This window comes from Alloalcanivorax sp., assembly GCF_964221125.1.
GTDB classification, from domain to species: domain Bacteria; phylum Pseudomonadota; class Gammaproteobacteria; order Pseudomonadales; family Alcanivoracaceae; genus Alloalcanivorax; species Alloalcanivorax venustensis.
In genome coordinates this window covers 20,743-45,533 of sequence record NZ_CAXPXK010000098.1, presented here as the reverse complement: position 1 = coordinate 45,533, position 24,791 = coordinate 20,743, and the positions used below count along the sequence as shown (strand labels likewise).

The 24,791-nt window shown below is 64.3% G+C and carries 28 protein-coding genes; 22 read left to right on the top strand and 6 right to left on the bottom strand.

Going from position 1 to position 24,791, the window contains the following annotated elements; all coding sequences use genetic code 11:
- The first annotated feature begins 46 nt into the window (after positions 1–46).
- Together ACEQZD_RS11805 and ACEQZD_RS11800 are read left to right on the top strand one after the other, a co-directional pair.
- A complete protein-coding gene (locus ACEQZD_RS11805; RefSeq protein ID WP_370185684.1) occupies positions 47–796 on the top strand; it encodes a PaaI family thioesterase in 750 nt (249 codons plus the stop codon).
- Positions 793–1,116, top strand: coding sequence for an NGG1p interacting factor NIF3 (locus tag ACEQZD_RS11800; RefSeq protein WP_370185681.1), 324 nt, complete (start codon positions 793–795; stop codon positions 1,114–1,116). Before ACEQZD_RS11805 ends, ACEQZD_RS11800 begins: the two co-directional genes overlap by 4 nt.
- A gap of 183 nt (positions 1,117–1,299) precedes the next feature.
- Here the strand turns inward: ACEQZD_RS11800 and ACEQZD_RS11795 are convergent, their stop codons facing one another.
- Complete coding sequence (locus ACEQZD_RS11795) at positions 1,300–1,860, bottom strand: NUDIX hydrolase (RefSeq protein ID WP_370185678.1); 561 nt, start codon at positions 1,858–1,860, stop codon at positions 1,300–1,302.
- Positions 1,861–2,063: 203 nt separating this feature from the next.
- Here ACEQZD_RS11795 and ACEQZD_RS11790 point away from each other — a divergent pair, with 203 nt between their 5' ends.
- The 4 genes from ACEQZD_RS11790 to rssA are packed head-to-tail and all read left to right on the top strand — an operon-like array spanning position 2,064 to position 4,346.
- Entirely contained in the window at positions 2,064–2,645 is a 582-nt protein-coding gene (locus ACEQZD_RS11790; RefSeq protein ID WP_370185676.1) for a CoA pyrophosphatase, read from the top strand.
- A complete protein-coding gene (locus ACEQZD_RS11785; protein ID WP_370185673.1) occupies positions 2,642–3,175 on the top strand; it encodes a gamma carbonic anhydrase family protein in 534 nt (177 codons plus the stop codon). The genes ACEQZD_RS11790 and ACEQZD_RS11785 overlap by 4 nt, the downstream gene beginning before the upstream one ends.
- Positions 3,159–3,389, top strand: a complete 231-nt coding sequence (locus ACEQZD_RS11780) for a DUF1289 domain-containing protein (protein WP_370185670.1) — start codon at positions 3,159–3,161, stop codon at positions 3,387–3,389. Before ACEQZD_RS11785 ends, ACEQZD_RS11780 begins: the two co-directional genes overlap by 17 nt.
- 36 nt (positions 3,390–3,425) lie before the next feature.
- Complete coding sequence (gene rssA / locus ACEQZD_RS11775) at positions 3,426–4,346, top strand: patatin-like phospholipase RssA (RefSeq protein ID WP_370185668.1); 921 nt, start codon at positions 3,426–3,428, stop codon at positions 4,344–4,346.
- Between the two features lie 25 nt (positions 4,347–4,371).
- Here the strand turns inward: rssA and ACEQZD_RS11770 are convergent, their stop codons facing one another.
- Positions 4,372–5,646, bottom strand: coding sequence for an HlyC/CorC family transporter (locus ACEQZD_RS11770; RefSeq protein ID WP_370185665.1), 1,275 nt, complete (start codon positions 5,644–5,646; stop codon positions 4,372–4,374).
- An 88-nt stretch (positions 5,647–5,734) separates the two neighbouring features.
- Positions 5,735–6,538 carry an inner membrane protein YpjD gene (locus tag ACEQZD_RS11765; RefSeq protein WP_214013534.1) on the bottom strand — a complete coding sequence of 268 codons (804 nt, stop codon included), beginning with the start codon at positions 6,536–6,538 and terminating at the stop codon, positions 5,735–5,737.
- A gap of 166 nt (positions 6,539–6,704) precedes the next feature.
- On the opposite strand from ACEQZD_RS11765, the gene ffh reads away from it, so the two are divergent.
- The 5 genes from ffh (at position 6,705) to rplS (ending at position 10,341) form a co-directional block, all read left to right on the top strand.
- Positions 6,705–8,165: a signal recognition particle protein gene (gene ffh, locus ACEQZD_RS11760; protein WP_214013535.1), complete on the top strand. Its 1,461-nt coding sequence runs from the start codon at positions 6,705–6,707 to the stop codon at positions 8,163–8,165.
- Positions 8,166–8,319: 154 nt separating this feature from the next.
- Positions 8,320–8,580 (top strand): 30S ribosomal protein S16, encoded by a 261-nt coding sequence (rpsP, locus tag ACEQZD_RS11755; protein WP_067611244.1) that lies wholly within the window; start codon positions 8,320–8,322, stop codon positions 8,578–8,580.
- A 24-nt stretch (positions 8,581–8,604) separates the two neighbouring features.
- Entirely contained in the window at positions 8,605–9,153 is a 549-nt protein-coding gene (rimM, locus tag ACEQZD_RS11750; protein WP_370185660.1) for a ribosome maturation factor RimM, read from the top strand.
- 27 nt (positions 9,154–9,180) lie between these two features.
- Positions 9,181–9,966 (top strand): tRNA (guanosine(37)-N1)-methyltransferase TrmD, encoded by a 786-nt coding sequence (gene trmD / locus ACEQZD_RS11745; protein WP_370185657.1) that lies wholly within the window; start codon positions 9,181–9,183, stop codon positions 9,964–9,966.
- Between the two features lie 15 nt (positions 9,967–9,981).
- Entirely contained in the window at positions 9,982–10,341 is a 360-nt protein-coding gene (rplS, locus tag ACEQZD_RS11740; RefSeq protein WP_142948591.1) for a 50S ribosomal protein L19, read from the top strand.
- 144 nt (positions 10,342–10,485) lie between these two features.
- Here the strand turns inward: rplS and ACEQZD_RS11735 are convergent, their stop codons facing one another.
- Entirely contained in the window at positions 10,486–10,737 is a 252-nt protein-coding gene (locus tag ACEQZD_RS11735; protein ID WP_142948592.1) for a GlsB/YeaQ/YmgE family stress response membrane protein, read from the bottom strand.
- A gap of 147 nt (positions 10,738–10,884) precedes the next feature.
- On the opposite strand from ACEQZD_RS11735, the gene xerD reads away from it, so the two are divergent.
- The 7 genes from xerD (at position 10,885) to ACEQZD_RS11700 (ending at position 19,565) form a co-directional block, all read left to right on the top strand.
- On the top strand, positions 10,885–11,805 hold the full coding sequence (xerD, locus tag ACEQZD_RS11730) for a site-specific tyrosine recombinase XerD (protein WP_370185806.1): 921 nt from the start codon (positions 10,885–10,887) through the stop codon (positions 11,803–11,805).
- Between the two features lie 53 nt (positions 11,806–11,858).
- Positions 11,859–12,605, top strand: a complete 747-nt coding sequence (locus tag ACEQZD_RS11725) for a DsbC family protein (protein WP_348320817.1) — start codon at positions 11,859–11,861, stop codon at positions 12,603–12,605.
- 129 nt (positions 12,606–12,734) lie between these two features.
- Positions 12,735–13,928 carry an alanine transaminase gene (gene alaC, locus ACEQZD_RS11720; RefSeq protein WP_214013539.1) on the top strand — a complete coding sequence of 398 codons (1,194 nt, stop codon included), beginning with the start codon at positions 12,735–12,737 and terminating at the stop codon, positions 13,926–13,928.
- Between the two features lie 17 nt (positions 13,929–13,945).
- Positions 13,946–15,247 (top strand): homoserine dehydrogenase, encoded by a 1,302-nt coding sequence (locus tag ACEQZD_RS11715; RefSeq protein WP_370185653.1) that lies wholly within the window; start codon positions 13,946–13,948, stop codon positions 15,245–15,247.
- 19 nt (positions 15,248–15,266) lie between these two features.
- A complete protein-coding gene (gene thrC, locus ACEQZD_RS11710; RefSeq protein WP_214013541.1) occupies positions 15,267–16,409 on the top strand; it encodes a threonine synthase in 1,143 nt (380 codons plus the stop codon).
- 413 nt (positions 16,410–16,822) lie between these two features.
- On the top strand, positions 16,823–17,872 hold the full coding sequence (locus ACEQZD_RS11705) for a putative porin (protein ID WP_214013542.1): 1,050 nt from the start codon (positions 16,823–16,825) through the stop codon (positions 17,870–17,872).
- Between the two features lie 124 nt (positions 17,873–17,996).
- Positions 17,997–19,565, top strand: a complete 1,569-nt coding sequence (locus ACEQZD_RS11700) for a BCCT family transporter (protein ID WP_370185649.1) — start codon at positions 17,997–17,999, stop codon at positions 19,563–19,565.
- A 356-nt stretch (positions 19,566–19,921) separates the two neighbouring features.
- Here the strand turns inward: ACEQZD_RS11700 and ACEQZD_RS11695 are convergent, their stop codons facing one another.
- Positions 19,922–21,142, bottom strand: coding sequence for a serine hydrolase domain-containing protein (locus tag ACEQZD_RS11695; RefSeq protein ID WP_370185646.1), 1,221 nt, complete (start codon positions 21,140–21,142; stop codon positions 19,922–19,924).
- Positions 21,143–21,285: 143 nt separating this feature from the next.
- On the opposite strand from ACEQZD_RS11695, the gene ACEQZD_RS11690 reads away from it, so the two are divergent.
- Complete coding sequence (locus ACEQZD_RS11690) at positions 21,286–21,603, top strand: DUF962 domain-containing protein (protein ID WP_142948601.1); 318 nt, start codon at positions 21,286–21,288, stop codon at positions 21,601–21,603.
- Positions 21,600–22,025 (top strand): group III truncated hemoglobin, encoded by a 426-nt coding sequence (locus tag ACEQZD_RS11685; protein ID WP_348320811.1) that lies wholly within the window; start codon positions 21,600–21,602, stop codon positions 22,023–22,025. The genes ACEQZD_RS11690 and ACEQZD_RS11685 overlap by 4 nt, the downstream gene beginning before the upstream one ends.
- A gap of 9 nt (positions 22,026–22,034) precedes the next feature.
- Here the strand turns inward: ACEQZD_RS11685 and ACEQZD_RS11680 are convergent, their stop codons facing one another.
- Entirely contained in the window at positions 22,035–23,237 is a 1,203-nt protein-coding gene (locus tag ACEQZD_RS11680; protein WP_370185642.1) for a CaiB/BaiF CoA transferase family protein, read from the bottom strand.
- 132 nt (positions 23,238–23,369) lie between these two features.
- Here ACEQZD_RS11680 and trmH point away from each other — a divergent pair, with 132 nt between their 5' ends.
- Both trmH and ACEQZD_RS11670 read left to right on the top strand, forming a co-directional pair.
- Positions 23,370–24,071, top strand: a complete 702-nt coding sequence (gene trmH, locus ACEQZD_RS11675) for a tRNA (guanosine(18)-2'-O)-methyltransferase TrmH (RefSeq protein ID WP_370185639.1) — start codon at positions 23,370–23,372, stop codon at positions 24,069–24,071.
- A complete protein-coding gene (locus ACEQZD_RS11670; protein ID WP_370185636.1) occupies positions 24,055–24,726 on the top strand; it encodes a 50S ribosomal protein L11 methyltransferase in 672 nt (223 codons plus the stop codon). The genes trmH and ACEQZD_RS11670 overlap by 17 nt, the downstream gene beginning before the upstream one ends.
- Positions 24,727–24,791: the final 65 nt, after the last annotated feature.

Genomic DNA, 24,791 nt, shown 5'->3' with positions numbered 1-24,791 from the left:
GAAGTCAAAAGACTGGGCGCTTTTGCGGGATTGGAGTGGGTGCAGTATGGCGGACGAGATGTATAACTATTTTGATATGTTGATCGCGGAGTCGCCGGAGCCTACGGCGGTGTCCCAGCGGCGTCGGGAGCTGGCCAGCGAGTTGAAGGCGATTAGTGAGCAGTTGATTCGTCTGGACGCGGATGAGGCGGCGCTGGCGGAGTACACTGAGCAGGCGCGGGCGCTGCGTGAACGCCTGGAAGGGCATGGTCATCGCAGTATGCGCGATATTCTTGGTCGGCTGATCGTGGGTAAAGGCAGCCGCCAGGACGCGCTGGATATGGCCGACTTTGAGATCCTGACCGGCCAGGCGACGCCGCTGTCGCCGCCGCTGGAGCTGTGGCTGGACGGCGACACCGTGCGCGGCCGCGCCACCTTCGGACGGCTGTTCATGGGCCCGCCGGGCAAGGTGCACGGTGGCGTGCTGTCCCTGGCCCTGGATATGCTGATGGCCAAGTGTCAGGATTTCGTCACCGGCCTCGGCATGACCGGCACGCTCAACATCCGCTACATGGCGCCCACGCCGCTGAATACGGAGATCCGCTTCGAGTCCCGCGTGACGAAAGTGGAAGGCCGCAAGCTGCTCACCGAAGCCAGGGTGTTCGCCGGCGACACCCAGACCGTGTCCGCCACCGGCGTGTGGATCTCATCCCAGGGCAACTATCAGTTGCGCGACGCTTACGCGCACCTGGCCGAGCCCGCCGACAACGACCGCGAGACCCCTGAACCCGGGCGGTCCGCCAGGGAGGCCGGATGACCGTCTACAAGCTTTGTTTCTACGTCCCCGAAGAGCATGCCGAAGCGGTGAAGAACGCCGTCTTCGAGGCCGGCGCCGGCCGCATCGGCAACTACGATTGCTGCAGCTTTCAGGTCGCCGGCCAGGGGCAGTTCCGGCCCCTGGAAGGCAGTGACCCCTACGTTGGCGGCCAGGGCGAGATCGAAACGGTGCGCGAATTCCGGGTGGAAACCATCTGCATGGAAGACCACCTCAAAGCCGCCCTCAGCGCTCTGCGTCTCGCCCACCCCTACGAAGAGCCCGCCATCGACCTGTGGCGGCTTGAGGACCTGCCTGGTTAGGTTCGGACCAGGGTGCGGGCTTTGTGCGAGCGGGCCCAGCCCGCGAAAGGCCGGCGAATGCCGGCCGGCAGGATCCCAGAGAGCTCTCTAACGGCAGCACAAACAAGGTCTCTGGAATCCTCCGGGCGACCTGGGTCGCCCTTTCGCGGGCAGGCCCGCTCCCACAGGCCAGCTCCCACAAGTTCAGTCGTCCAGCGAAGGTTTGCGCTTCAAAGGCGGGATATCCTGGGTCCGCACCGGAAACTCATCGCCGTTGGCGCGGTCCTGGATAAAGAACTTCAGCGTCCGGCCGATGGTGGGGAAGGCGAGTTCGTCCCAGGGAATCTCGTCCTCCGAGAACAGCCCGGCGTCGGCGCTTTCGTCGCCGGCGGCGAAGTCGCCATTGACCATCTCGCTGAGGAAAAACATGTAGACCTGGTTGATGTGCGGCAGGTTGAACACCGTGTACAGGTCGCCGATGGCCACGGTGGCGCAGGCTTCCTCCCAGGTCTCCCGGGCGGCGCCCTCCTGGAGGGTCTCGCCGTTTTCCATGTAGCCGGCGGGCAGGGTCCAGTAGCCGATGCGCGGTTCGATGGAACGTTTGCAGAGCAGAAAGCGGCCTTCCCAGACCGGGATCGCGCCGACCACGATTTTCGGGTTCTGGTAGTGGATCACGCCGCAGTGGTTGCACCAATAGCGGGGCCGGTTGTCGCCTTCGGGGATGGAGAACAGGATCTCTTCGCCGCAATGGCTGCAATATTTCATTGATGCTCTCGCCTGCTTATGGAACCACATCGGGGCGCCTGGCCGCCGGCCGGCATGATGAGGAAACGACAGCCTAATGGCTTGGCGGTGGATCGGCAATTAGGGCGTTTCCACCGGCTCCGCCGTGAATAGAGCGCATCCGGCCTTGCCCGGTGCGCGACGCCTGTTCAAACTGGTGTTTGAAATAAGACAGGGAGTACCCCGTGCTAGAAAAACTCCGGCAGCGCATGTCGGCTTACCCTTTCAATGACTTACCGGTGGACCTGCCGGAAGCGGCCGTGCTGATGCCGTTCGTGGACCAGCCGGATCCGGAACTGATTCTCACCGTCCGTGCCCAGGGTATGCCGACTCACGCCGGCGAGGTGGCATTTCCGGGCGGTAAACGGGACCCCGGCGACCGCGATCTGTTGCACACCGCTCTGCGTGAAAGCCATGAGGAGGTGGGGCTGGCCCAGCGTGAAGTGGAGGTGATCGGCCAGCTGTCGCCGCTGGCGTCCCGGTTTGGCATGAAGGTGACCCCGTTCGTGGGCGTGGTGCGGGCCGGGGTGGATCTGACCCCCGAGCCCGGCGAGATCGAGACCATCTTCCAGGTGCCGCTGAGCTTCTTTCTGGAGGAGGAGCCGGAGCTGTCGCCGCCGATCGATTTCTATGGTCGCCGCCTGCGCATGCCCAGCTATTATTACGAAGACAAGCGGATCTGGGGGCTGACGGCCTTTATGATCCTGGATTTGATCAACCATGTGTACGACGCCGATGTGCGTTTCGACCTGACGGGTGAAAAATGATCTATAAACTGGAAGGCCGCCGTGTGGAAATGCGGGGTGAAGGCCAGTGGGTGGCGCCCAACGCCACGGTAATCGGTTCGGTGATACTGGGCGCCAACAGCAGCGTTTGGTTCGGCGCGGTGATCCGCGGCGACAACGATCTGATCGAGATCGGTGACAACACCAACGTGCAGGAAAACTCCGTGCTGCACGTGGATCCCGGCGTGCCGATGAAGATCGGCAACGGCGTCACCGTCGGCCACAAAGTCATGCTGCACGGCTGCACCATCGGCGATAACAGCCTGATCGGTATCAACGCGGTGGTGCTGAACAAGGCGAAAATCGGCAAGAACTGCATCATCGGCGCCCACGCCCTGGTGCCCGAGGGCATGGAAATCCCCGACAACTCCCTGGTCATGGGCGCGCCCGCCAAGGTGGTCAAGGAGATCTCCGACGGCCACAAGGCGATGCTCACCATGAGCAGCCAACACTACGCCGCCCACGCCAAACACTTCGATGAGCACCTGGAAGTCGATGAGCGCTTTCAATAACCGGCCGGAAATCCCCGAAGCCCCGGTGTCGCCCTGTGTGTCGATCTGCGCCCTGGACGGGGACGACATCTGTGTGGGGTGCTTCCGCACCGGCCGCGAGATCAGCTATTGGGGCCTGCTGCCCGTGGAGGAACGCCGTGAGGTGCTGGTCCGCTGCCAGCAGCGCATGGCCGGCGAACCGGCGCCGTGCATGGTGACGAAGGAGCAGCCGTGAGCGAGGTGAAGCAGCCGTGAGCGAGGTAGAGCAGCCGTGAGCGACAAAGAACAGCCGCTGTTGCCGAACCGTCCCCGGGTGGGGCTGGCGTTGGGCAGCGGGTCCGCCCGGGGCTGGGCGCACATCGGTATTATTCAGGCGCTGGAAGAGCGCGGCATTGAGATCGACGTGGTGGCCGGTACGTCCATCGGCGCCCTGGTGGGCGGCGCCTACGTCAGTGGGGCACTTAAGGAGTTCGGTGACTGGGTGCGCACCCTGACCACCAAGGACGTCTTCGGGTTGATGGATTTCACCTTTTCCGGCGGCGTGGTGAAGGGGGAAAAGCTGTTCGGTTTTTTCGAGAAGCTGCACAGCAACCCCAATATCGAAGACCTGGAAAAGCGGTTCGTCACCGTGGCCACGGACATGAAAAGCGGGCGCGAAGTGTGGATCAGCAAGGGGCCGGTGCTGGACGCCGCCCGCGCGTCCTGCGCGCTGCCCGGGCTGTTCTCGCCCCTGCAGCACCAGCGCCGCTGGATGCTGGACGGCGGTCTGGTCAATCCGGTGCCGGTGTCGGCGGCGCGGGCGTTCGGCGCCGATGTGGTGATCGCGGTGAACCTGAACGCCCAGCTGGTGGGCGCCCACCTGTCACGCCAGACGCCGTCGGACGGTGGCGAGAGCGACGAAGATCGCAGCCTGTGGCAGAAGATGACCCACTATTTTTCCTCCCAGGACGGCGGCTCGCCGGGCTTCTTCGATGTGGTGGCGTCCAGCGTCAATATCATGCAGGACCGCATCACCCGCTCGCGGATGGCCGGCGACCCGCCCGAGGTCACGCTGATCCCGCTGCTGGAGGATTTTGCCTTGATGGACTTCCACCGCGCCGGGGAAGCCATCGATGAGGGCTACCGGCTGGTGGAGCGTCACGAGGGGGACATTTTTGCCTGGGTGGGGTCGCCGGACGCGGACCGGGTATAGGTCTCTGGAAACCTGCCGGGCGCTTTCAGGGGGCGTCGGGCTCCTGGGAGGCGTGGCGGACCTTGGCAGCTTTTACCATGTTGTCCTTCACCTGCAGGATCTCGATCAGATAGTCGCCGATGCGGATCGAGATGTTGGCGTCCGGTATGTCCTGCAGATACTCCAGAATCAAGCCGTTGAGCGTGCGGGGCCCGCCGGTGGGCAGGTCCCAGTCCAGTGAGCGGTTGATTTCGCGCAGGTGGGTGGCGCCGTCGATCACGTGGCTGCCGTCCTCCTGGGGGTGGATGTCCTGGCTGGTGGCGGCCAGGTCGGTGGTGAACTCGCCGACGATTTCCTCGAGGATGTCCTCCAGCGTCACCAGACCCAGCACGTCGCCGTACTCGTCCACCACGATACCGATGCGCCGCCGCGCATTCTGAAAGTTGATCAGCTGACGGTTCAGCGAGGTGCCTTCCGGCACGAAGTAGGGCTCCACGGTGTGCTGCATCAGTTCCGCTTTGTTGATGTCTTCCTTGAGCAGCAGCCGGCTCAGTTTGCGCAAATGCAGCAGGCCCAGCATGTTGTTGGGGTCGCCGCGGTACACCGGCAGCCGGGTGTGCTGGCTGGCGCGCAGGGTGGACATGATCTCGTCCATGTCGTCATCAATGTCCACGCCCACCATTTCGTTGCGCGGGATCATGATGTCCTCCACCGTGACGCTTTCCAGATCCAGGATGTTGAGCAGCATCTTCTGGTGCTTTTCCGGAATCAGGCCGCCGGCCTCGTTGACCACGGTGCGCAGTTCCTCGGGGCTGAGGTGATCGTCGTCGCTGTTGCGGGTCTGCGCGCCGGCCAGCCTCAGGAATATCATGCTGATGCCGTTGACCAGCCATACCAGCGGCGCCAGCAGCACCTGCAGGGGCTTGAGCACCACGCTGGCGGGGAAGGCGATGCGCTCGGGCTTGAGCGCGGCGTAGGTTTTCGGGGTGATTTCCGCGAACACCAGCATCACCAGGGTGATCACCACCGGCGCCACCGCCGCGCCGCTGTCGCCCAGCCAGCGGATCGCCAGAATCGCCGCCACCGTGGCGGCGAAATTGTTGACGAAATTGTTACCGATCAGGATCACCGACAGCAGGCGGTCGGTGCGGCGCAGCAGGCTCTCCACCCGCACGGCGGCGCGGTGCCCCTGGCGGGCCAGATGCCGCAGGCGATAGCGATTGATCGCCACCATGCCGGTTTCACTGCTGGAGAAGAAGGCGGAGCCGAGAATCAGGATGATCAGGGCGGTGATCAGCCACCCGTCGGAGAAACTGTCCAAGAGGAAGTCGTTTCGTTGCTTATTGGCAGCACATTGTTTGGGGTCGGCGCTGGGCTGTCAACCGTGCCCAGGCCCTGGCATAGAGGGCTTAGGCCCTGTCGAGAATCACTTCCAGCACCAGCTGAGAGCCGAAGAACGCCACCACCAGCACCGCGAAGCCCGCCAGGGTGAAGCGCACCGCCGTGCGGCCCCGCCAGCCGCGCAGATGGCGGCCGCCCAGCAGCACCGCGAAAATCACCCAGGAGACCAGCGTCAGCACGGTCTTGTGCACCAGGTGCTGGGCGAACAGGTCGTCCACGTACATAAAGCCGAACAGAATCGCCAGCGTCAGCAGGCTCTGGCCCAGCCAGATGGTGTCGAACAGCATCGACTCCATCACCTGCATGGGCGGGAACAGGCGCATCACCCCGCGGATATGGCCGTCCTTGAGCTGGCGGTCCTGGACCATCAGCAGCAGGGCCTGGCAGGCGGACAGCACCAGCACCGCGTAGGCGAGGATAGACAGCAGCACGTGCAGGCCGATGCCGTGTTCCAGCGGGTGGGCGTTGTAACCGGTGTCGATCCACAGGCTGGCGGGGATGATCAATGCCGCGAACGGAAACACCAGCGCGCCGATCCACTGAAACGGCCGGTACAGGCTGGACACCAGCACCAGCCCGGCGCCCACCGCCGCCATACAGGAGGCCACCGAGAACAGGCCCAGGCGCAGCCCCTGGTCGGTGACCAGCAGGAAATACAGCCCCACGGCGTGGGTGGCCACCGCCAGACCGCCGGGCAGCATCAGCACCGCCCGTGACGGCGCCGCCTGACCGCGGAACTGGCGGTACAGCAACAGCGACGAGAGCGCGTATAAAAAAGTGGCGATCAGGCCCAGGGCCTCGGCAGCAGTCATAGGGTGCGATTTCTCCGAAAAAGCCGCCGAAGTCTGGCACAGGTACCCGTGCTTTTGAAGCGCCAGCCATGACGGGCAGGGCATCGGTGCCCTATAATCGGCGGCCTGTCGTCTCGGTGCGCGCGGTCAGCGCCGCCGAGCGCTCGAAATCTGGAGGTTGATGATCATGTTCGAGAATCTCACGGACCGCCTGGGTCAGTCGCTGAAAGGCCTGGCCGGCCAGGGGCAGCTCACCGAAGACAATATCCGCGACACCCTGCGCGAGGTGCGCAAGGCGCTGCTGGAGGCCGATGTGGCCCTGCCGGTGGTCAAGGAGTTCGTGGAGCAGGTCAAGGAAAAAGCCCTCGGCCAGGAGGTGTTGAAGAGCCTTAACCCGGGTCAGGCGTTCGTCAAGATCGTCAACGACGAGCTGGTGCACACCATGGGCGACGCCAACGACGCCCTGGATCTGGCCTCCAAGCCGCCGGTGGTGATCATGATGGCGGGCCTGCAGGGCGCCGGTAAGACCACCTCCGTGGCCAAGCTGGCGCGTTTCCTTCAGGAACGGGAAAAGAAGAAGGTGATGGTGGTGTCCGCCGACGTCTACCGCCCGGCGGCCATCGACCAGTTGCAGACCCTGGCCGGCGAGGTGAAGGCGGAGTTCTTCCCCTCCACCGGTGATCAGGACCCGGTCGAGATCGCCAATAACGCCCTGGCGGCGGCGCGCAGCAAATATATGGACGTGCTGATCGTCGATACCGCCGGCCGTCTGCACGTGGACGAGCAGATGATGGGCGAGATCAGCCGTCTGCACGGGGCCATCAACCCGGCGGAAACCCTGTTCGTGGTCGACGCCATGACCGGTCAGGACGCCGCCAACACCGCCCAGGCCTTTAATGAGGCGCTGCCGCTCACCGGTGTGATCCTCACCAAGGCGGACGGCGATTCCCGGGGCGGCGCGGCGCTGTCCGTGCGCCACCTCACCGGCAAGCCGATCAAATTCATCGGCATGGGCGAGAAAACCGACGCCCTGGAGCCTTTCCACCCGGACCGGATCGCCAGCCGGATTCTCGGCATGGGCGACGTGCTGTCGCTGGTGGAGCAGGCCGAGCGCACCCTGGACAAGAAGAAAGCGGACAAGATCGCCAAGAAGTTCAAGAAAGGCCGGGCGATGGACTTCGAGGACCTGAAGGATCAGTTCCAGCAGATGCGCAATATGGGCGGCATGGCCAGCCTGCTCGACAAGCTGCCGGGCATGGGCGGCATGATGGAGGCGGCCCAGAACCCGGCCTCCATGAAACAGATGAAGCACATGGAAGCCCTGATCGACTCCATGACCCCCAAGGAGCGCCGCAACCCGGACGTGATCAAGGGCTCGCGCAAGAAGCGCATCGCCGCCGGCGCCGGCCTGGAAATCCAGGACCTCAACCGCCTCATGAAGCAGCAGAAAATGATGGCGAAGATGATGAAGAAGATGCGCGGCAAGGGCGGCATGAAGAACATGATGCGCGGCATGGAAGGCATGATGGGCGGCGGCTCCGGCGGTCCCGGCGGCGGTATGCCCCCGGGCGGCATGGGTGGCGGCGGTGGCATGCCGCCCATGGGCGGTGGCGGCGGTGGTCTGCCCCCCATGGGAGGCGGCCGCTAGGGCTTTATCTCGGCTGCGGATGGGCGTACAATCCGCACCCTTCGCGACCCGACCGGGCCTTTTTCATGGCGCCGGGCGGGTTTTCAAGCGGATACGATGGCCGGCGGCGGGCGCCGCGGGTCGGGAAACCGGATTGAAATAAGGTAATTGAATTATGGTAGTTATTCGTCTCGCCCGCAGTGGCGCCAAGAAACGTCCCTTCTATCACATCGCCGTGGCCGACAGCCGCACCTCCCGCGATGGCCGTTTCATCGAACGTCTGGGTTTCTACAACCCGATCGCCCGTGGCGGCGAAATCCCGCTGCGCATTGATCTGGCCAAGGTTGACGCCTGGGTCGCCGAGGGCGCGCAGCCTTCCGAGCGCGTTAAGGCGCTGGTCAAGAAAGCCCGGAAAGAAGCCGAGCAAAGCGCGTAAAGCGCTGCTGGCGAGCGCCTGAAGATGGCGGCAGCCGATAACGCCCTGACATCCGAGCAGGTGTTGGTGGTGGGCCGCGTAATGGCGGTCCATGGCGTCCAGGGGTGGGTGAAGGTGTATTCCCACACCGACCCGATGGAAAACATCTTCGAGTATCAGCCCTGGTATATGCGTCGCGGCGAGCACTGGCTGCCGGTGACGCTCACCGGCAAGCGCCGGCAGGGCAAGGGGCTGGTGGCCGGCGTGGAAGGTTACAACGACCGGGACCAGGCCCAGCAAGAGCTGGTCGGGCGGGACATCGCCGTCCCCCGCGACCTGCTGCCCCGCTCCGGCGGGGGCGATTATTACTGGCGCGATCTGATCGGCCTGCGGGTGAAACTCGCCGACGGCCGGGATCTGGGCCAGGTGCACAGTTTAATGGAAACCGGCGCCAACGATGTTCTGGTGGTGCGCGGCGACGGCGACAGTCTCGACCGGGAAGAGCGGTTGCTCCCCTGGTTGCCCGAGCAGGTGATTCTGGATGTGGATCTGGAGCACGGCGAGATGCGGGTGGACTGGGACCCGGAGTTTTAGCGAACCGGCTCAAACGGGGGCAAGGCCATGCGGATAACGCTGATCACCCTGTTCCCGGAGATGGCGCGGGCGGTCACCGACTTCGGGGTCACCCGGCGCGCGGTGGAGAACGGCCAGCTGGTGCTGGATACGGTGAACCCACGGGATTTCACCGAGGACCGCCACCGCACCGTGGACGACCGGCCCTTCGGCGGCGGCCCCGGCATGGTGATGAAGGTGGCGCCGCTGGAAAAGGCGCTGACCCACGCCCGGCAACGGGCCGGCGGTGGCAAGGTGATCTACCTGTCGCCCCAGGGTCGGCCGCTGACCCAGGCGAAAGCCGAGGCGTTGGCGGCGGAGCCGGAATTGATTCTGCTCGCCGGCCGCTACGAAGGGGTCGATGAGCGATTGTTGGAAGCGTCGGTGGACGAGCAGATCTCCATCGGCGATTACGTGCTCAGCGGCGGTGAACTGCCGGCGCTGGTGCTGATCGACGCGGTGACGCGTTTGCTGCCCGGGGTACTCGGGCATCAGGATTCGGCGGCCCAGGATTCGTTTTCCGGCGACATGGAAAACCTGCTGGACTGCCCGCACTACACACGGCCCGAGCTGTATCAGGGCCGGTCGGTGCCTGAAGTTCTGCTCAGTGGCGATCACGAACGGATCCGCCGCTGGCGTTTGAAGCAGGCACTGGGACGCACCTGGCGGTGGCGTCCCGAACTGCTGGAGGCCCGCCGGGAGCGGGGCTTGAGCAAGGAAGAGAGCGAGTTGCTCGACGAATACATCCGCGAGTTCGAAGCGCGGGACGACGGGCAGCAATACAGCGATCAATGAACCGAGGAGCCTGCCATGAGCGGCAAAAAACCCCTGATTCAGGAAATCGAACAGGCACAGCTGAAAACCGACGTGCCCGAGTTCGGCGCCGGTGACACCGTCACCGTGCAAGTGAAAGTGAAAGAAGGCACCCGTGAGCGTCTGCAGGCGTTCCAGGGTGTGGTCATCGCCCGCCGTAACCGCGGTCTCAACTCCGCCTTCACGGTGCGTAAAGTGTCCCACGGCGTGGGCGTTGAGCGGGTGTTCCAGCTGCACAGCCCGATCATCGATTCCATCGAAGTGAACCGTCGCGGTGACGTGCGTCGCGCCAAGCTGTACTTCCTGCGTGACCGGTCCGGTAAGTCCGCGCGGATCAAGGAAAAAATCCGCAAGTAATTCAACTTGCGGTTGTGCCGCCGCGAGCCATGTCGTCTCAGCCTTTGCTGTAGGGCAATTCGGAGACGACCTCTGGTCCGGCGGACGCTCCCAAAAAAAGGGCCACCCCAGGGTGGCCCTTTTTTATGCGGCTTGCGGCTGCCTCTATTTAGAGACCGCCCGAAACACCGCCAGAATCACCAGAGCGCCGATCACCGCGGTAACCAGGCCGCCCAGGCTGAACGAGCCCACCGGGCCGCCGATGCCGGCCATGGCGCCCAGCCAGCCGCCGACGATTGCCCCGATGATGCCGAGAATAGTGGTGAGAATAAATCCCCCGCCGTCGCGGCCGGGCATGATCCATTTGGCGATGATACCCGCCAAAAGCCCCAGTACGATCCACGATAAAATGCCCATAAAACGTTCTCCTTGGCCGATTCATTGATCACTTTCAGTATGCCTGCGCAAGCGCGGCGGGGCCGGTAATAAAAGGTAAAACCAGGGCGTGAACAGAGCGCGAGGACGGTGATTGTGTTTTGTGCCGTGATTGCCAATACTCGCGGCATGAACTTTCCCCGCAAGCCCCTCAGCGACACCGACCGGACCCTGGTCGACGCCTGGCTGGACAACCAGTGGCTGGAGCGCGGCCTCAGCCGCCACACCCTGGAAAGCTATGGCCGTGACCTGCGCCAGTTCGGCGAATGGCTCGCCGGCGGCGGGCGGAGCCTGGGGGACTGCGACCGGGAACGCCTGCTGACCTTCCTGGCCGACCGGCACCGTCAGGGCGTGGGCGCGCGCTCCGTGGCCCGTCAGTTGTCCGCGTTGAAAAGCTTTTTCCGCTGGATGAAACGGGAGGGGCGCCTCGCCGAGGACCCGACCCTGAACGTGGCCCGTCCACGCACCGGCCGGGCGCTGCCGAAGACGCTGTCCGAGGCCGACGTGGAGGCGCTGATGCGCGCCCCGGACCTGGACGACAGCCTGGGCCTGCGCGACCGCGCCATGCTCGAGGTGCTGTACGCCTCCGGTCTGCGGGTGTCGGAGCTGGTGGGCCTGACGCTCAGCCAGGTCAATCCCCGCCAGGGACTGGTGCGGGTGATCGGCAAGGGCGACAAGGAACGGCTGGTGCCGCTGGGCGAGGAGGCGCTGCACTGGCTGGAGCGCTACATGCGCGACGCCCGGCCGGCGCTGCTGGGGGCGCACCGCGAGGTATTGTTTCCCAGCCGGCGCGGCGGTTTCATGACCCGCCAGACGTTCTGGCACCGGATCAAGCATCTGGCGGTGCGCGCCGGGGTGCAAAAGCCGTTATCGCCCCATACACTGCGGCATGCCGTCGCCACGCATTTGCTCAATCACGGCGCCGACCTGCGCGTGGTGCAGATGCTGCTGGGGCACAGTGACCTGTCCACCACGCAAATTTACACCCACGTCGCGCAGCAGCGGTTACAAGAGGTGTACCAACAACACCACCCGCGCTCGGGAACCTGAGGGCGGACCCGGGCTCCAACTGGCCTGGGAACCCGAACAACTGGAGAACAATGATGAAAGCGATTCTAAGTGCCCGTATGGCGACCCTGGCGGCCACGCTGCTGGCCGTATCCGCCGTCGCCCAGGGCGCGGGGGAGATCGACGAGAAAGCGTTCAAGAGCAACTTCCAGGACGCCTTTCCGCGCACCGAAATCACCGACATCCGGCCCGCCGCCGATGGCCTGGTGGAAGTGGAGCTGAACGGCCGCGAGATCATCTATGCCTCCGATGACGGCCGCCTGGTGTTCACCGGCGACGTTATCGAGCTGCGCGACACCGGCCCGGTCAACCTCAAGGAAGCCCGTTACCAGAAAGTGCGCAACGCCGGCCTGGCCGATCTGGACCCGGACGCGTTGATCACCTATCCGGCCAAGGGCAAGGAAAAGGCCGAGATCTACGCCTTCACCGACATCACCTGCGGCTACTGCCGCAAGATGCATCGCCACATCGAGGAATACACCAGCGCCGGCATCACCGTGCATTATCTGGCGTTCCCCCGCGGCGGTCCGCAGGCCGGCAGCGCCGAGGACATGCGCCACATCTGGTGTGACGCCAAGCCCGACGAAGCGCTCACCGCCGCGAAGCTGAATAACAAGATCTCCGACTCCGAGCTGGCCGAGTGCGCCGCCGCGGTGGACGAGCAGTACCAGCTGGGGCTGGAATTCGGCGTGCGCGGCACCCCCGCGGTGTACACCGCCGAAGGCGCCCAGCTGGGTGGCTACGTGACCCCGCAGCAGCTTAACCAGCGTCTCGGTCTGTAGCCCGGGCCGCTCGCTCCAGGCCCCGCCACACGGCGCTTTGCGGCGCCGTTCACCGGTTCTTTACATTGACGGCGCAGGGTTGCGCCGTTAATGTGTCCGGCTTCCAATGACCCCGCCCAAGGTGACGCCGTGGAAGCTGACTTTCAGCGCATCAAGCGCCTGCCCCCCTATGTCTTCAACATCGTCGGCGAGTTGAAGATGGCGGCCCGTGCGCGCGGCGAGGACATCATTGATTTCGGCATGGGCAATCCGGATCAGCCCACCCCGAAGCACATCGTCGACAAGCTCACCGAGACCGCCCAGCGCGGCGATACCCACCGCTATTCGCAGTCCAAGGGCATTCCCCGTCTGCGCAAGGCGATCACCGACTGGTACCAGCGCCGCTACGACGTCAGCCTGGATCCGGAAACGGAAGCCATCGTCACCATCGGCTCCAAGGAAGGCCTGGCGCATCTGGCGCTGGCCACCATGGGCCCCGGCGATACCGTGCTGGTGCCCAATCCCAGCTATCCGATCCATCCCTACGGCTTCGTGATCGCCAACGCGGACATCCGCCACGTGCCGCTGGTGCCCGGCGTGGACTTCTTCGAAGAGCTGGTGCGCGCCATCAAGGAAGCCTGGCCCAAGCCGAAACTGCTGGTGCTGAATTTCCCGGGCAACCCCACCGCCCAGTGCGTGGAACTGGAGTTCTTCGAAAAGGTGGTGGCCATCGCCCGGGAATACGGCATCTGGGTGGTGCACGACATCGCCTACGCGGACATTGTCTTCGACGGCTACCAGGCGCCCTCGATTCTGCAGGTGGAAGGCGCCCGCGAGGTGGCGGTGGAGTTCTTCTCCCTGTCCAAGAGCTATAACATGCCCGGTTGGAGGGTGGGGTTCTGTTGCGGCAACCCGCAACTGATCCAGGCGCTGGGGCGGATCAAGTCCTACCTGGATTACGGCACCTTCACGCCCATCCAGGTGGCCGCCATCGCCGCCCTGGAGGGCGATCAGAGCTGCGTGGGCGAGATCCGCGACATGTACCAGCGTCGCCGCGACGTGCTTTGCGATGGCCTCAACGAACTGGGCTGGACGGTGGAGAAGCCCCGCGCCACCATGTTCGTCTGGGCGCGCATCCCCGAAACCTACCGGGAGATGGGCTCGCTGGAATTTTCCAAGAAGCTGCTTCAGGAAGCGGGCGTGGCGGTGTCACCGGGCATCGGCTTCGGTGAATACGGCGACGACCATGTGCGCTTCGCACTGATCGAAAACGAACAACGTACCCGGCAGGCGTTGCGCGGCATCAAGAAGATGTTCCGCGCCGACGGCGTGTCCGGCGAATGAAGAGAGAGGACGCCAAGGTGAATGCGGTAAAGGTCGGCATAGCAGGTCTGGGCACGGTGGGCTCCGGCACGGTCAACGTTCTGCAGCGTAACGCCCGGGAAATCGCCCGGCGCGTGGGCCGCCCGATCGAGATCGCGCATATCGGCGCCCGCCGCGACAATCCGGCGTGCGACATCAGTGGTATCCGCGTGTCGCGGGATATCTTCGCGGTCGCCACGGATCCGGAAATCGACATTCTGGTGGAGCTGATCGGCGGCACCGACACCGCCCGCGAGCTGGTGCTCACCGCGATCAAGAACGGCAAGCACATTGTCACCGCCAACAAGGCGCTGATCGCCGAGCACGGCAACGAAATCTTCCAGGCCGCCCATCAGAACGGCGTGGACGTGGCCTTCGAAGCGGCGGTGGCCGGCGGTATCCCGATTCTGAAATCCCTGGGTGAAGGCCTGGCCGCCAACCACATCAACTGGGTGGCGGGCATCATCAACGGCACCGGCAACTACATCCTCACCGAGATGGAGCAGGGCGGCCGTGCCTTCCAGGAAGTGCTGGAAGAAGCGCAAAGCCTGGGCTACGCGGAAGCGGACCCGACCTTCGACGTGGAAGGCGTGGACGCCGCGCACAAGCTCACCATCATCGCCTCCATCGCCTTCGGTATTCCGCTGCAGTTTTCCAAGGTGTACATGGAAGGCATCAGCCGCATCACCATCGAGGATGTAAAGAGCGCCACCCAGTTCGGTTACCGCATCAAGCACCTGGGCATCGCCAAGGACACCGGCCACGGCATTGAACTGCGCGTGCACCCCACCCTGATCCCCCGCGAGACCATGCTGTCGGCGGTCAACGGGGTGATGAACGCGATCATGATCGACGGCGACGCGGTGGGGCCGACCATGTTCTACGGCGCCGGCGCCGGCGCCGAACCCACCGCCTCGGCGGTGGTGGCGGACATCATCGAAATGGGCCGCGCGCTGACCGTGGACCACGACGAGCGCGTGCCTTATCTGGGCTTCCACGCCGACCAGATGTCCGACGATCCGATTCTGACCATCGACGATGTGTCCTGCAGCTTCTACCTGCGTCTGCACGTTCAGGACAAGCCCGGCGTGCTGGCCAACATCACCCGTATCCTCAGTGACAACCACATCAGCATCGAAGCCATGGTGCAGAAGGAAACCGAGGAAGGCCTGGTGCCGATCGTGATGATGACCCACAAGGTGCTGGAAGGGGATATGAACGCGGCCCTGGCGGCGATCGCCGCCCTGGACACCGTCGATAACAGTATTATGCGCATCCGCGTGGAAACGCTGGACGCTTGACGCTTAAGAGAGATACGACATGCCATTCCGTGACCGCTATACCGGCCTGATCAATCGTTACCGTGACCACCTGCCGGTCAACGACGACACGCCGCTGATCAGCCTGGGCGAGGGCAACACGCCGCTGATCCGTCTCAAGAACATTCCCCGCCTGCTCGGCAAGGACGTGGACATCTACGTCAAATACGAGGGTCTCAACCCCACCGGGTCGTTCAAGGACCGGGGCATGACCATGGCGGTGACCAAGGCGGTGGAAGAGGGCAGTAACGCCATCATCTGCGCGTCCACTGGCAACACCTCCGCGGCGGCGGCGGCCTACGCCGCCCGCGCCGGCATCACCGCCTTCGTGATTATCCCCGAAGGCAAGATCGCCATGGGCAAACTGGCCCAGGCAATGATGTACGGCGCCGTGATCATGCAGATTCGCGGCAACTTCGACCAGGGCATGGAACTGGTCAAGCAGGTGGCCGAGAAAGCCCCGGTGACCATCGTGAACTCGGTCAACCCCTACCGTCTGCAGGGTCAGAAAACCGCGGCCTTCGAAATCATTGAAGAACTCGGCCGCGCCCCGGACTACCACTGCTTGCCGGTGGGCAACGCGGGCAACATCACCGCGCACTGGATCGGTTACTGCGAATACTCTTCCAGCAAAACCGACATCGTTACCGAGGCGTGCGCCTTCTGCGAAGGCCATTGCCGTTACGCCGGTGGCCCGATGATCGGCGACCGCCCGAAGATGGTCGGTTACCAGGCGGCGGGCTCGGCGCCGTTCCTGCGCGGCGAGCGGGTCTCCGATCCGGAGACCGTGGCCACCGCCATTCGTATCGGCAACCCGCAATCCTGGGACAAGGCCTGGAAGGTCAAGGAAGAATCCGGCGGCTGGTTCGACGAACTCAGCGACGAGGAAATTCTCGCCGCCCAGAAGCTGCTCGCCGAGAAAGAGGGCATTTTCTGCGAGCCCGCTTCCGCCGCTTCCATCGGCGGTGCCATGCGTGACATCAAGTCCGGCAAGATCGCCGAAGGGTCCACCGTGGTTTGCACGCTCACCGGTAACGGTCTCAAGGACCCGGACACCGCCATCGAGCAGTGCAAGGATTCCCGTATGGTGACCATCGATGCGGAATTGGACGCGGTTCGCGACGCCATCGTCAAGAATATGTGAGGCGCGATTATAATGATCCGGCGTCCGTTGAAGGGACGCTTTTAAAGAGAGGCGCGGTGCCGAAAGGGCCGCGCCTTTTCTGTTTTTTGCACAAGCGAATTCAGACTCGGCCTTGAAACCTGACGCCGAATGGAGGATATATAAAGCATCCTTGAACACCTTGCGGTAATAAGTTCATTGGATTTTTCAATTTTTTTATATTGCTGGAAAGCCAGAGACAATAAGGGTTTTTTGGCGAAAGTCTGAGCAAGAAAAAGGTCATCGATTTGACATCAGTTCAATGATCTTTAGGCTGCGTGATGACTTCTGCTGGGGAGACCATAATGAGAAAGTCTATTTTTGCGAAGTCCGCACTGGGCTTGTTCGCGGCGACCGCCGTATGCACACCGATCACGGCCACCGCTGGGGCGGAATTGAGCGCCGGCGTTTGGTGGGTCTATCAGAACGTAACCAATTCTGATTTCAATGCGACCTCGTTCAACGAGGATCTCGATAACGAAACCGGCGGCAACTTCGCCGATCCGGCGCTGATTCTGTATGCCGATGACGACGGCAGCCATGGTCCTTGGCATTTCAGCGCGGAAACCCGCATCGGTACCGGTTCCTTTACCAGCCCCGCTAATAACAACAGTGGGGACAACTTTACCCTTCACAAGGCCTGGATCGGTTACGACCTGACCGAGGACGCCAGCCTCAAGCTGGGTAAAAGCCAGGTACCGTTCGGTTGGAAAACCGTTAACTTCTGGCCCGGTGACGGCCTGCAAGGCGGTTACGGCGACCAGATGGACGTGGGCCTGAAACTGAGCGGTGATGCCGGCGCGATTCATTATGACGCGGCCTATTATCACCAGGACGACTGGGGCGAAGACAGCACCGACACCGTTGACGACAACGGTCACTGGGGCAGCAGCGCCACCTACCGCAAGATCAAGACCGGCGTGGTGAACGTCGACTGGAACTTCCTTGAGCATCACACCGTGGGCGCCTCCGCCCAGTACGGTCGCATGCAGGACCTGGTGCCGGTGGCCAATGGTAACCCGTCCGCCAGTAACGACGAAGGTACCCACCAGGCCTACGATCTGCACTACATGTTCGAGATGGACAACTGGTCCGCGAAGTACCGCTTCATCAGTGTCGAGCGTGATTTCGACGGCATGGACGCGCTGCTTGCCTCCGCCGACGCACCGGTGGACAACAAGATCGAAAACCAGCGTCATGTGGTGGAAGTGGGCTACAACCACAACGACTGGTTCTACTATGTGGACGCCGGTGTGGCCAGCACCGACACCACCGGCAACGACGCCGATGACGTCCAGTTCATCGCCCCCGGTATTCGTTACCAGTACGGTCCCGGCTGGATCTACTTCGAGTACCTGCAGTCCGACGGCGACATCAATGCCTACGGCGATGTCTACGAATCGGATTTCGATGCGGCCTACGTCGCCTTCGATTTCTACTTCTGAACCGAGTGCCGTCAAGCCGGCCGTTGCGGCCGGCTTCAGGGTTCGGCGACACCGAACCGACCGCGCGGCGCCGCCTTTCTGGTTATGAGCCGGTGCCGTGTGACACGGAAAATGGAGTCATGCCATGAGCGTGGAATACGAAACAGACTATGAAGCGGGTCAGGATAATGTGCAGATCCTCGGGATGGATATGCACAATCCGGTCTTCTTCATCAGTGCGGTGCTGATCCTTGCGTTCGTGATCGGTACCATTATTTTTCCCGCCGAGGCCAAAACGGCCCTCGACGGCGCCAAGGGCTGGACCATCAGCAACTTTGACTGGTTGTTCATGGTCGGCGCGAATATTTTCGTTTTGTTCTGTATCGCCCTGATTTTTCTGCCCGTCGGTAAAATCCGCCTGGGCGGCGACGACGCCCGGCCGGACTTTTCCACCCTGTCCTGGTTCGCGATGTTGTTCGCCGCCGGCATGGGCATCGGTCTGATGTTCTGGAGCGTGGCGGAGCCGGTGGGGTACTACACCGACTGGTTCGGCACGCCGCTGAACGTGGCGCCGAACACCCCGGAAGCGAAAGACATGGCGCTGGGCGCGGTGATGTACCACTGGGGTCTGCACCCCTGGGCGATCTACGGTGTGGTGGCCCTGTCGCTGGCGTTCTTCGCCTATAACAAAGGCATGCCGCTCACCATCCGTTCCGCCTTCTACCCGATTCTCGGCGAGCGGTGCTGGGGCTGGCCCGGCCACATCATTGATGTTCTGGCTGTGTTGGCCACCATCTTCGGCCTGGCCACCTCACTGGGCCTGGGCGCCAAGCAGGCCGCCGGCGGCATGCATTTCCTGTTCGATACCCCCAATGCCATCAATGTTCAGATCGGCATTATTGTCGGTGTGACGGCGGCCGCGGTGATCTCGGTCATGCGCGGGCTCGACGGCGGCGTGAAACTGCTGAGTAACATCAACATGGGGCTGGCGGCACTGTTGCTGCTGTTCGTGATGATCGCCGGGCCCACCGTGCTGATCTTCACCACCATGGGCCAGACCGCCGTGGATTACGTCGCCAACATCATTCCGTTGAGCAACTGGATCGGCCGGGAAGACCAGGGCTTCCTGCACGACTGGACCGTGTTCTATTGGGCCTGGTGGATCTCCTGGTCGCCGTTCGTGGGCATGTTCATCGCCCGCGTTTCCTATGGCCGTAGTGTCCGTGAGTTCCTGACCGCGGTACTGCTGGTGCCCACCCTGGTGACCGTGGTGTGGATGGCCACCTTCGGCGGCTCCGGCCTGCATCAGACCATCAACGGCATCGGTGAGCTCGCCAACGGCGTCGGCGATTCCTCCCTGGCACTGTTCCAAATGCTGGCGGAACTGCCGCTCACCGCGATCACCTCCTTCCTGGCGATCGTGCTGGTGCTGGTGTTCTTCATCACCTCCTCGGACTCCGGGTCGCTGGTGATCGACTCCATCACCGCCGGCGGCAAGCTCGACGCGCCGGTACCCCAGCGTGTGTTCTGGGCGATCATGGAAGGCCTGATCGCCGGTGCCCTGCTGTACGGCGGTGGCGAGCAGGCGCTGAACGCGCTGCAGGCCGGCGCCATTACCACTGGCCTGCCGTTCACGGTGGTGCTGCTGGTGATGTGCTTCAGCCTCTATAAGGGCCTGTCGGCGGAGCGCAAGCTGATGACCGCCAACCCCTGAAGGCTCTCAGCAAGCCGCAAGAAAAAAGCCCGGCCTCAGCGCCGGGCTTTTTTTGTCCGCTGATTATTCCGGTGTTCGGTGCTCCGTATCCGAGACGCGGTGCAATGGTGGTGGCTTCCGGGACCGCTCAAGCCATCCCTGGGCGCTGTTAGTTGGGCCGTCCCTGGCCAAACAGCTCCCTCCAGGCACCACCATTGCCCCGCTCACTGGGCAGCGGAACCGCCACGGGACATAACACCCCCAGGACCTTTTCAGAAAGGTTCGGCGCCAGCGATAACCCGGAGCCTCAAAATCTCCCCCGGAGCGGGCCTAACACAGACCCGCGACCCAGGCTGGAGAGATACGAGCGTCGCGGCTTATCGGGTGTGGCGGTTAATGGCGTATTGGAGGTTGAGCAGGGCAGGGATATGCGGCCCGATCAACCCCTTGCCGGTGGTCAACAGGGCGCCGGCCAGATCCCGGTCCGGGTCCGCCCAGCAGTAAATGCTGATGAACCCCAGGTGCCCGAAGGCGCGCGGCGCCGCCGGACCGAACAAGCCGATACCGCGATTGCCCAGCATAAAGCCCGGCGAGAACGTCAGCGGCAGCATCAGGGTGCGGTCCACCCGGGGCCGCCGCGAGGCCGGCGCCAGCGCCGCCGCCACGGTCTCCGGCCGGAAGATCTGATGGTCGCCCCAGCGGCCGCCATTGAGCAGCATCTGGAAAAAGCGGCTGGCCTCCTCGGCGGTGGCGTACAGGTTGCCGGCGGGCACCACCGCCTGCTGGAAACGCTCGTCGTTGGTGACCTCCACGACTTCATCGAAAGTGCCGCCCACCGCGTAGTTCAGAAACAGGTCCACCAGTTTCATCGGTACCCCGGTGGCCACGTCGCGGGCCCGTTCCGGTCCGGTGGCGCCGAAGGTGAAGTAGCGCATGCCCATGGGCCGGCGCACCACCCGGTCCAGGGTCTGGTTCAGGCCCTCGCCGGTGACCTTCTCCACCACCGCGCCGAGTATGAAACCGGCGGTGATGGCGTGGTAGGACTGGTTGCCCAGGGTGCTGGGCCGGGCTTCGCAGAGCAGCTTCACGATCTCGTCGGGCCGGTACAGGATGTCCGGCTCCACCGCCTGCTCCGGGCGCGGGATACCGGCCCGGTGGGTGAGCATATGGCGCAGGGTGGTGTTCTGCTTGCCGTGGCAGCCGTACTCCGGCAGATAGCGGCTGACCGGGTCGTCGAGATGCAACTGGCCCTGTTCGGCCAGATGATGCACCAGCATGGCGGTGATCGACTTGGAGGCGGAGAACAGGCACACCGGGGTCTCGGTGGTGAGCAGGCGCTCGCTCACCGGGTCCGCGTAGCCGATCGCCCGGTCCAGGAAGACGCTGCCCTGGCGGCGCAGGCTCAGCGCGATGCCCGGGCTCATGCCGCCCCGGTAGAGCCGCCGCGTGGCCCGCCAGATCGCCTCGACCCGGTCGTCGTCCAGCCCGGCCTCGGCGGCGGGCGCTTCGCTGCCCTGGGCGATGATCGGCGCCAGGTCGCGGGGAATCGGTGTGCGTTGCGGGGAAAGAAGGCGGCTGAGGCGGGGGCGTAGGGCCATGGGCAATCCGGTATCCGTGGTTGATCAGGCCATTGTCCATGGCCGCCAATCGTGGACAATGGCTGAAACAACCATTCCGGCGGCGGGCGTGTCAGTGGCCGGAGCAGCGTATAATAAAGACGTAGCGGCAAGAGGTGAGCACCATGAACGAGATCAAGCAATCCGGATTCGAGAGCTTTCAGGAGTTCTACCCCTACTATCTGCAGGAGCACACCGACCCGACCTGCCGGCGGCTGCATTTCTTCGGCACCCTGGGGCTGTTCGCGGTCCTCGCCGGCGTCATCATCACCGGCAATCCGTGGGGGCTGCTGCTGTTGCCCGTGGTGGGCTACGGCTTCGCCTGGGTGGGCCACTTCTTCTTCGAGCACAACCGCCCGGCCACCTTCAAGCACCCCTGGTACAGCCTGGCCGGTGACTTCGTGATGTTTAAGGACATCCTCACCGGGCGTATCCGCTGGTGACCGTGGCGCAGCGGTTCGTCCCCGGTGAAGCGCCGGCCCGGCGCGACGACAAGCCGGACCTGGACAGCCCGGCGCGCATCGAGGAGATGGTGGATCGGTTCTACCAGCGGGTGCTGGACGACCCGCTGCTGGCGCCGGTGTTTCTGGAGGTGGCGCGCATTGATCTCGACGAGCATTTGCCGCTGATCGCCGCCTACTGGAAGAAGATGCTGCTCGGCGACACCGCCTATGACCGGCACATGATCGCCAAGCACCGCGCGGTGCATGACAAGCAGCCGCTCACCGGCGCCCACCACGAGCGCTGGCTGGCCCTGTTCACCGCCAACCTGCAGGCACACTTCAGCGGCCCCAACACCGACCGCGCCCGCCTGCTCGCCGCCCGCGTCATGGACAACCTCTACCGACAGCTCTCCCAGCGGTAGCTGGAGAGTTCAGGCGCCGAAGACACCCTCGGCTTTCAGGCGCTGGAATTCTTCCTCGGACAAGCCTAGCTCGCCGCGCGCCACGGATTCGGTGTCGCAACCGGCGTCGCCGCCGGGCCAGCGGGTGCCGCCGGGGGTGCCGCCCAGGCGCGGCAGAATCGCCGGGATTTTCAGCGGCGCGCCGTTGATCTCCACCTGCTGGAACAGGCCGCGCGCCTGGAAGTGCGGGTCCGCCATCATGTCGGCGGCACTGTAGATCGGGCCGCAGGGCACCCGGTTCGCTTCCAGCTTTGCCAGCACGTCGGGGCTGGGCAGGGTGGCGCACCAGGCCTCGATGGCGCCGTCGATTTCCGCTTCGTTCTCCACCCGCCCGGGGTTCTTCGCCAGACGCGGGTCCTCGGCCAGATCCGGGCGCTCGGCGGTGACCATCAGGCGCTTGAAGATCGAATCGCCATTGCCGCCGATAATCACGTATTTGCCGTCCGCGCAGCGGTAGGTGTTGGTGGGCACGATGCCGGTGACGGTGGAGCCGGCGGGCTGGCGTATCTCACCGGCGCCGTCGAATTCCGGGATCACCGCTTCCAGCAGATTGAACACCGATTCGAACAGCGCCACATCCACCACCTGGCCCTGTTGGCTGCTGTGCCGCTCCAGCAGCGCCAGGGCGATGCCCAGGGCCGCGTGCAGACCGGCCACGGTGTCGCCCAGGGACAGGTTGGGGCGCACCGGGCGCTCGCCGGGGAAGCCGTTCACGTAGCGCAGGCCGCCAATGCCCTCGCACACCGACGCATAGCCCGGTTTGTCCGCGTAGGGGCCGTCCTGGCCGTAGCCGGAAATGCGCGTGTAGATCAGGCCCGGATTACTCTCCTTGAAGCGTTCCGGGCCCAGACCCCAGTTTTCCAGGGTGCCGGGGCGGAAGTTTTCGATCAGCACGTCGCTGTCGTCGATCAGCCGCGCCGCCAGCTCGCGGCCGGCGTCGCTCTTCAGGTCCAGCGTCACCGAGCGCTTGTTGCGGCCCAGGCTGCGCCACCAGAACGAGGTGCCGGTGTCGTCCAGGGTGCGCCAGCCGCGAATCGGGTCGCCGCCGGGCGGCTCCACCTTGATCACCTCGGCGCCGAAATAGGCCAGCAGGGTGCCGGCGAAGGGGCCCGCCAGTAGTTGCCCCAGTTCCACCACTTTAACGCCGGCCAGCGGCAATGCCCGTTGGTTCATGGACGGTCCTCGTTGCGTGTTTGCTGTCTTTCAAAGGAGGTTAGTGTGCCTCAAGGCCGGCGGCGTTGTCCGCCCGAGGCGCGTGGCGATGCTACAATCGCCGCCGTTGTGCCCGCTACCCATGGAGACCCGATGACCCCGGAACGACACCGGCGCCTGTGCGCCGCCCTGGACCGACGCCAGCCGGACTTGTCCGTGATTCTGGAAGGGGTGCACAAGCCGCACAACATCAACGCCATCGTGCGCACCTGCGACGCGGTGGGCGTGCTCGACGTGCACGCGGTGTTGCCGGAGAACCGCGCCCGGGCCTCGGCCAGCAGCGCCATGGGCTCGCAGCGCTGGGTCTATGTGCACGAGCACGACAGCGGTCCGGACGCGGTGGCCGCCGCCCGGGCCCAGGGGCAGCAGGTGCTGGCGGCGCATTTTTCCGATACCGCGGTGCCGTACCGGGAGGTGGATTTCACCCGCCCCACGGCGGTGCTGTTCGGCACCGAAAAGTTCGGCATCACCGAACGCACCGTGGCCGCCGTGGACCAGCACGTGATCATTCCGATGATGGGCATGGTGTCCTCGTTCAACGTCAGCGTGGCGGCGGCGATCATTCTCTCCGAGGCCTGCGAGCAGCGCCGCGCGGCCGGGCTCTACCAACAGCGGCGGCTCAGCGAGGCCCGTTACAAGCACGCCTTCTTCCGCTGGGCGCACCCGCGCCTGGCGGCCTATTGTGAACGTTACGGCGTGCCGTACCCGGCCCTGGATGACGAAGGCCGCATCGCCGAGCCGCGACGTTTCGACTTTCTACTCAGCGAGGCTGTCCGCCGTGGCGAAGACGCTTGACCCCAAACCGCCCCTCGACCTTCAAGCACGCCTGAACCGCCTGCTTCCCAACATCCGCCTGCTGGCCACGCCGTTGCCCCTGGTGCCGGAACTGCGGCTGTGGCTGCTCGACGAGCTGGTCGACGAACGGCTTGACCAGGAGGTGGCCAACGCCCTGATGGAGGCGCCGCCATACTGGTCGCTGTGCTGGGCCTCCGGCCAGGTGCTGGCGCGGCATCTGTTGACCCACCCGGAGTGGGTACGTGACAAAACCCTGATCGATGTGGGGCCGGGCTCCGGGGTGGTGGCCATCGCCGCCGCGCTGGCCGGCGCGCGCCGGGTGATCGCCTGCGACCTGGACCCGGACGCGCTCGCCGCCACCGCCGCCAACGCCGCGCTCAACGGCGTACAAGTGGCGCTCAGCGACGACCTGGAGGCCTGTCTGGCGGCAGCCGATTGCGTCAGCGCCGCGGATATTCTCTATGACCGGGACAACCTGCCGCTGCTGGCACGCTTCCACGACAGTGGCCTGCCGATCCTGCTGGCGGACTCGCGGATTCCCGATCTCGACCCGCCGGGGCTGACGTTGCTCGGTACCTGGCAGGCTTCGACCTGGCCGGACCTGGGCGAAGCCGGTGAATACAACCGGGTGAGAATCTTCGCTTCGGAACCCTGATCCGGGCCATCGGTCGAAGCTTCGGTTACGCACTGTTGATTCACAGGAGGGTTTGACCTTGCGCA

Excerpts from the sequence above, each read along its gene's own strand:
- rplS (WP_142948591.1), top strand. The coding sequence starts at position 9,982 with ATGAGCGGCAAAAAACCCCTGATTCAGGAAATCGAACAGGCACAGCTG.
- xerD (WP_370185806.1), top strand. The coding sequence starts at position 10,885 with ATGAACTTTCCCCGCAAGCCCCTCAGCGACACCGACCGGACCCTGGTC.
- ACEQZD_RS11780 (WP_370185670.1), top strand. The coding sequence starts at position 3,159 with ATGAGCGCTTTCAATAACCGGCCGGAAATCCCCGAAGCCCCGGTGTCG.
- ACEQZD_RS11800 (WP_370185681.1), top strand. The coding sequence starts at position 793 with ATGACCGTCTACAAGCTTTGTTTCTACGTCCCCGAAGAGCATGCCGAA.
- ACEQZD_RS11690 (WP_142948601.1), top strand. The coding sequence starts at position 21,286 with ATGAACGAGATCAAGCAATCCGGATTCGAGAGCTTTCAGGAGTTCTAC.
- trmH (WP_370185639.1), top strand. The coding sequence starts at position 23,370 with ATGACCCCGGAACGACACCGGCGCCTGTGCGCCGCCCTGGACCGACGC.
- thrC (WP_214013541.1), top strand. The coding sequence starts at position 15,267 with ATGCCATTCCGTGACCGCTATACCGGCCTGATCAATCGTTACCGTGAC.
- ACEQZD_RS11700 (WP_370185649.1), top strand. The coding sequence starts at position 17,997 with ATGAGCGTGGAATACGAAACAGACTATGAAGCGGGTCAGGATAATGTG.
- ACEQZD_RS11735 (WP_142948592.1), bottom strand. The coding sequence starts at position 10,737 with ATGGGCATTTTATCGTGGATCGTACTGGGGCTTTTGGCGGGTATCATC.
- trmD (WP_370185657.1), top strand. The coding sequence starts at position 9,181 with ATGCGGATAACGCTGATCACCCTGTTCCCGGAGATGGCGCGGGCGGTC.
- ACEQZD_RS11725 (WP_348320817.1), top strand. The coding sequence starts at position 11,859 with ATGAAAGCGATTCTAAGTGCCCGTATGGCGACCCTGGCGGCCACGCTG.
- ACEQZD_RS11795 (WP_370185678.1), bottom strand. The coding sequence starts at position 1,860 with ATGAAATATTGCAGCCATTGCGGCGAAGAGATCCTGTTCTCCATCCCC.
- ACEQZD_RS11680 (WP_370185642.1), bottom strand. The coding sequence starts at position 23,237 with ATGAACCAACGGGCATTGCCGCTGGCCGGCGTTAAAGTGGTGGAACTG.
- ACEQZD_RS11695 (WP_370185646.1), bottom strand. The coding sequence starts at position 21,142 with ATGGCCCTACGCCCCCGCCTCAGCCGCCTTCTTTCCCCGCAACGCACA.
- ACEQZD_RS11765 (WP_214013534.1), bottom strand. The coding sequence starts at position 6,538 with ATGACTGCTGCCGAGGCCCTGGGCCTGATCGCCACTTTTTTATACGCG.
- rpsP (WP_067611244.1), top strand. The coding sequence starts at position 8,320 with ATGGTAGTTATTCGTCTCGCCCGCAGTGGCGCCAAGAAACGTCCCTTC.
- ACEQZD_RS11805 (WP_370185684.1), top strand. The coding sequence starts at position 47 with ATGGCGGACGAGATGTATAACTATTTTGATATGTTGATCGCGGAGTCG.
- ffh (WP_214013535.1), top strand. The coding sequence starts at position 6,705 with ATGTTCGAGAATCTCACGGACCGCCTGGGTCAGTCGCTGAAAGGCCTG.
- ACEQZD_RS11785 (WP_370185673.1), top strand. The coding sequence starts at position 2,642 with ATGATCTATAAACTGGAAGGCCGCCGTGTGGAAATGCGGGGTGAAGGC.
- rimM (WP_370185660.1), top strand. The coding sequence starts at position 8,605 with ATGGCGGCAGCCGATAACGCCCTGACATCCGAGCAGGTGTTGGTGGTG.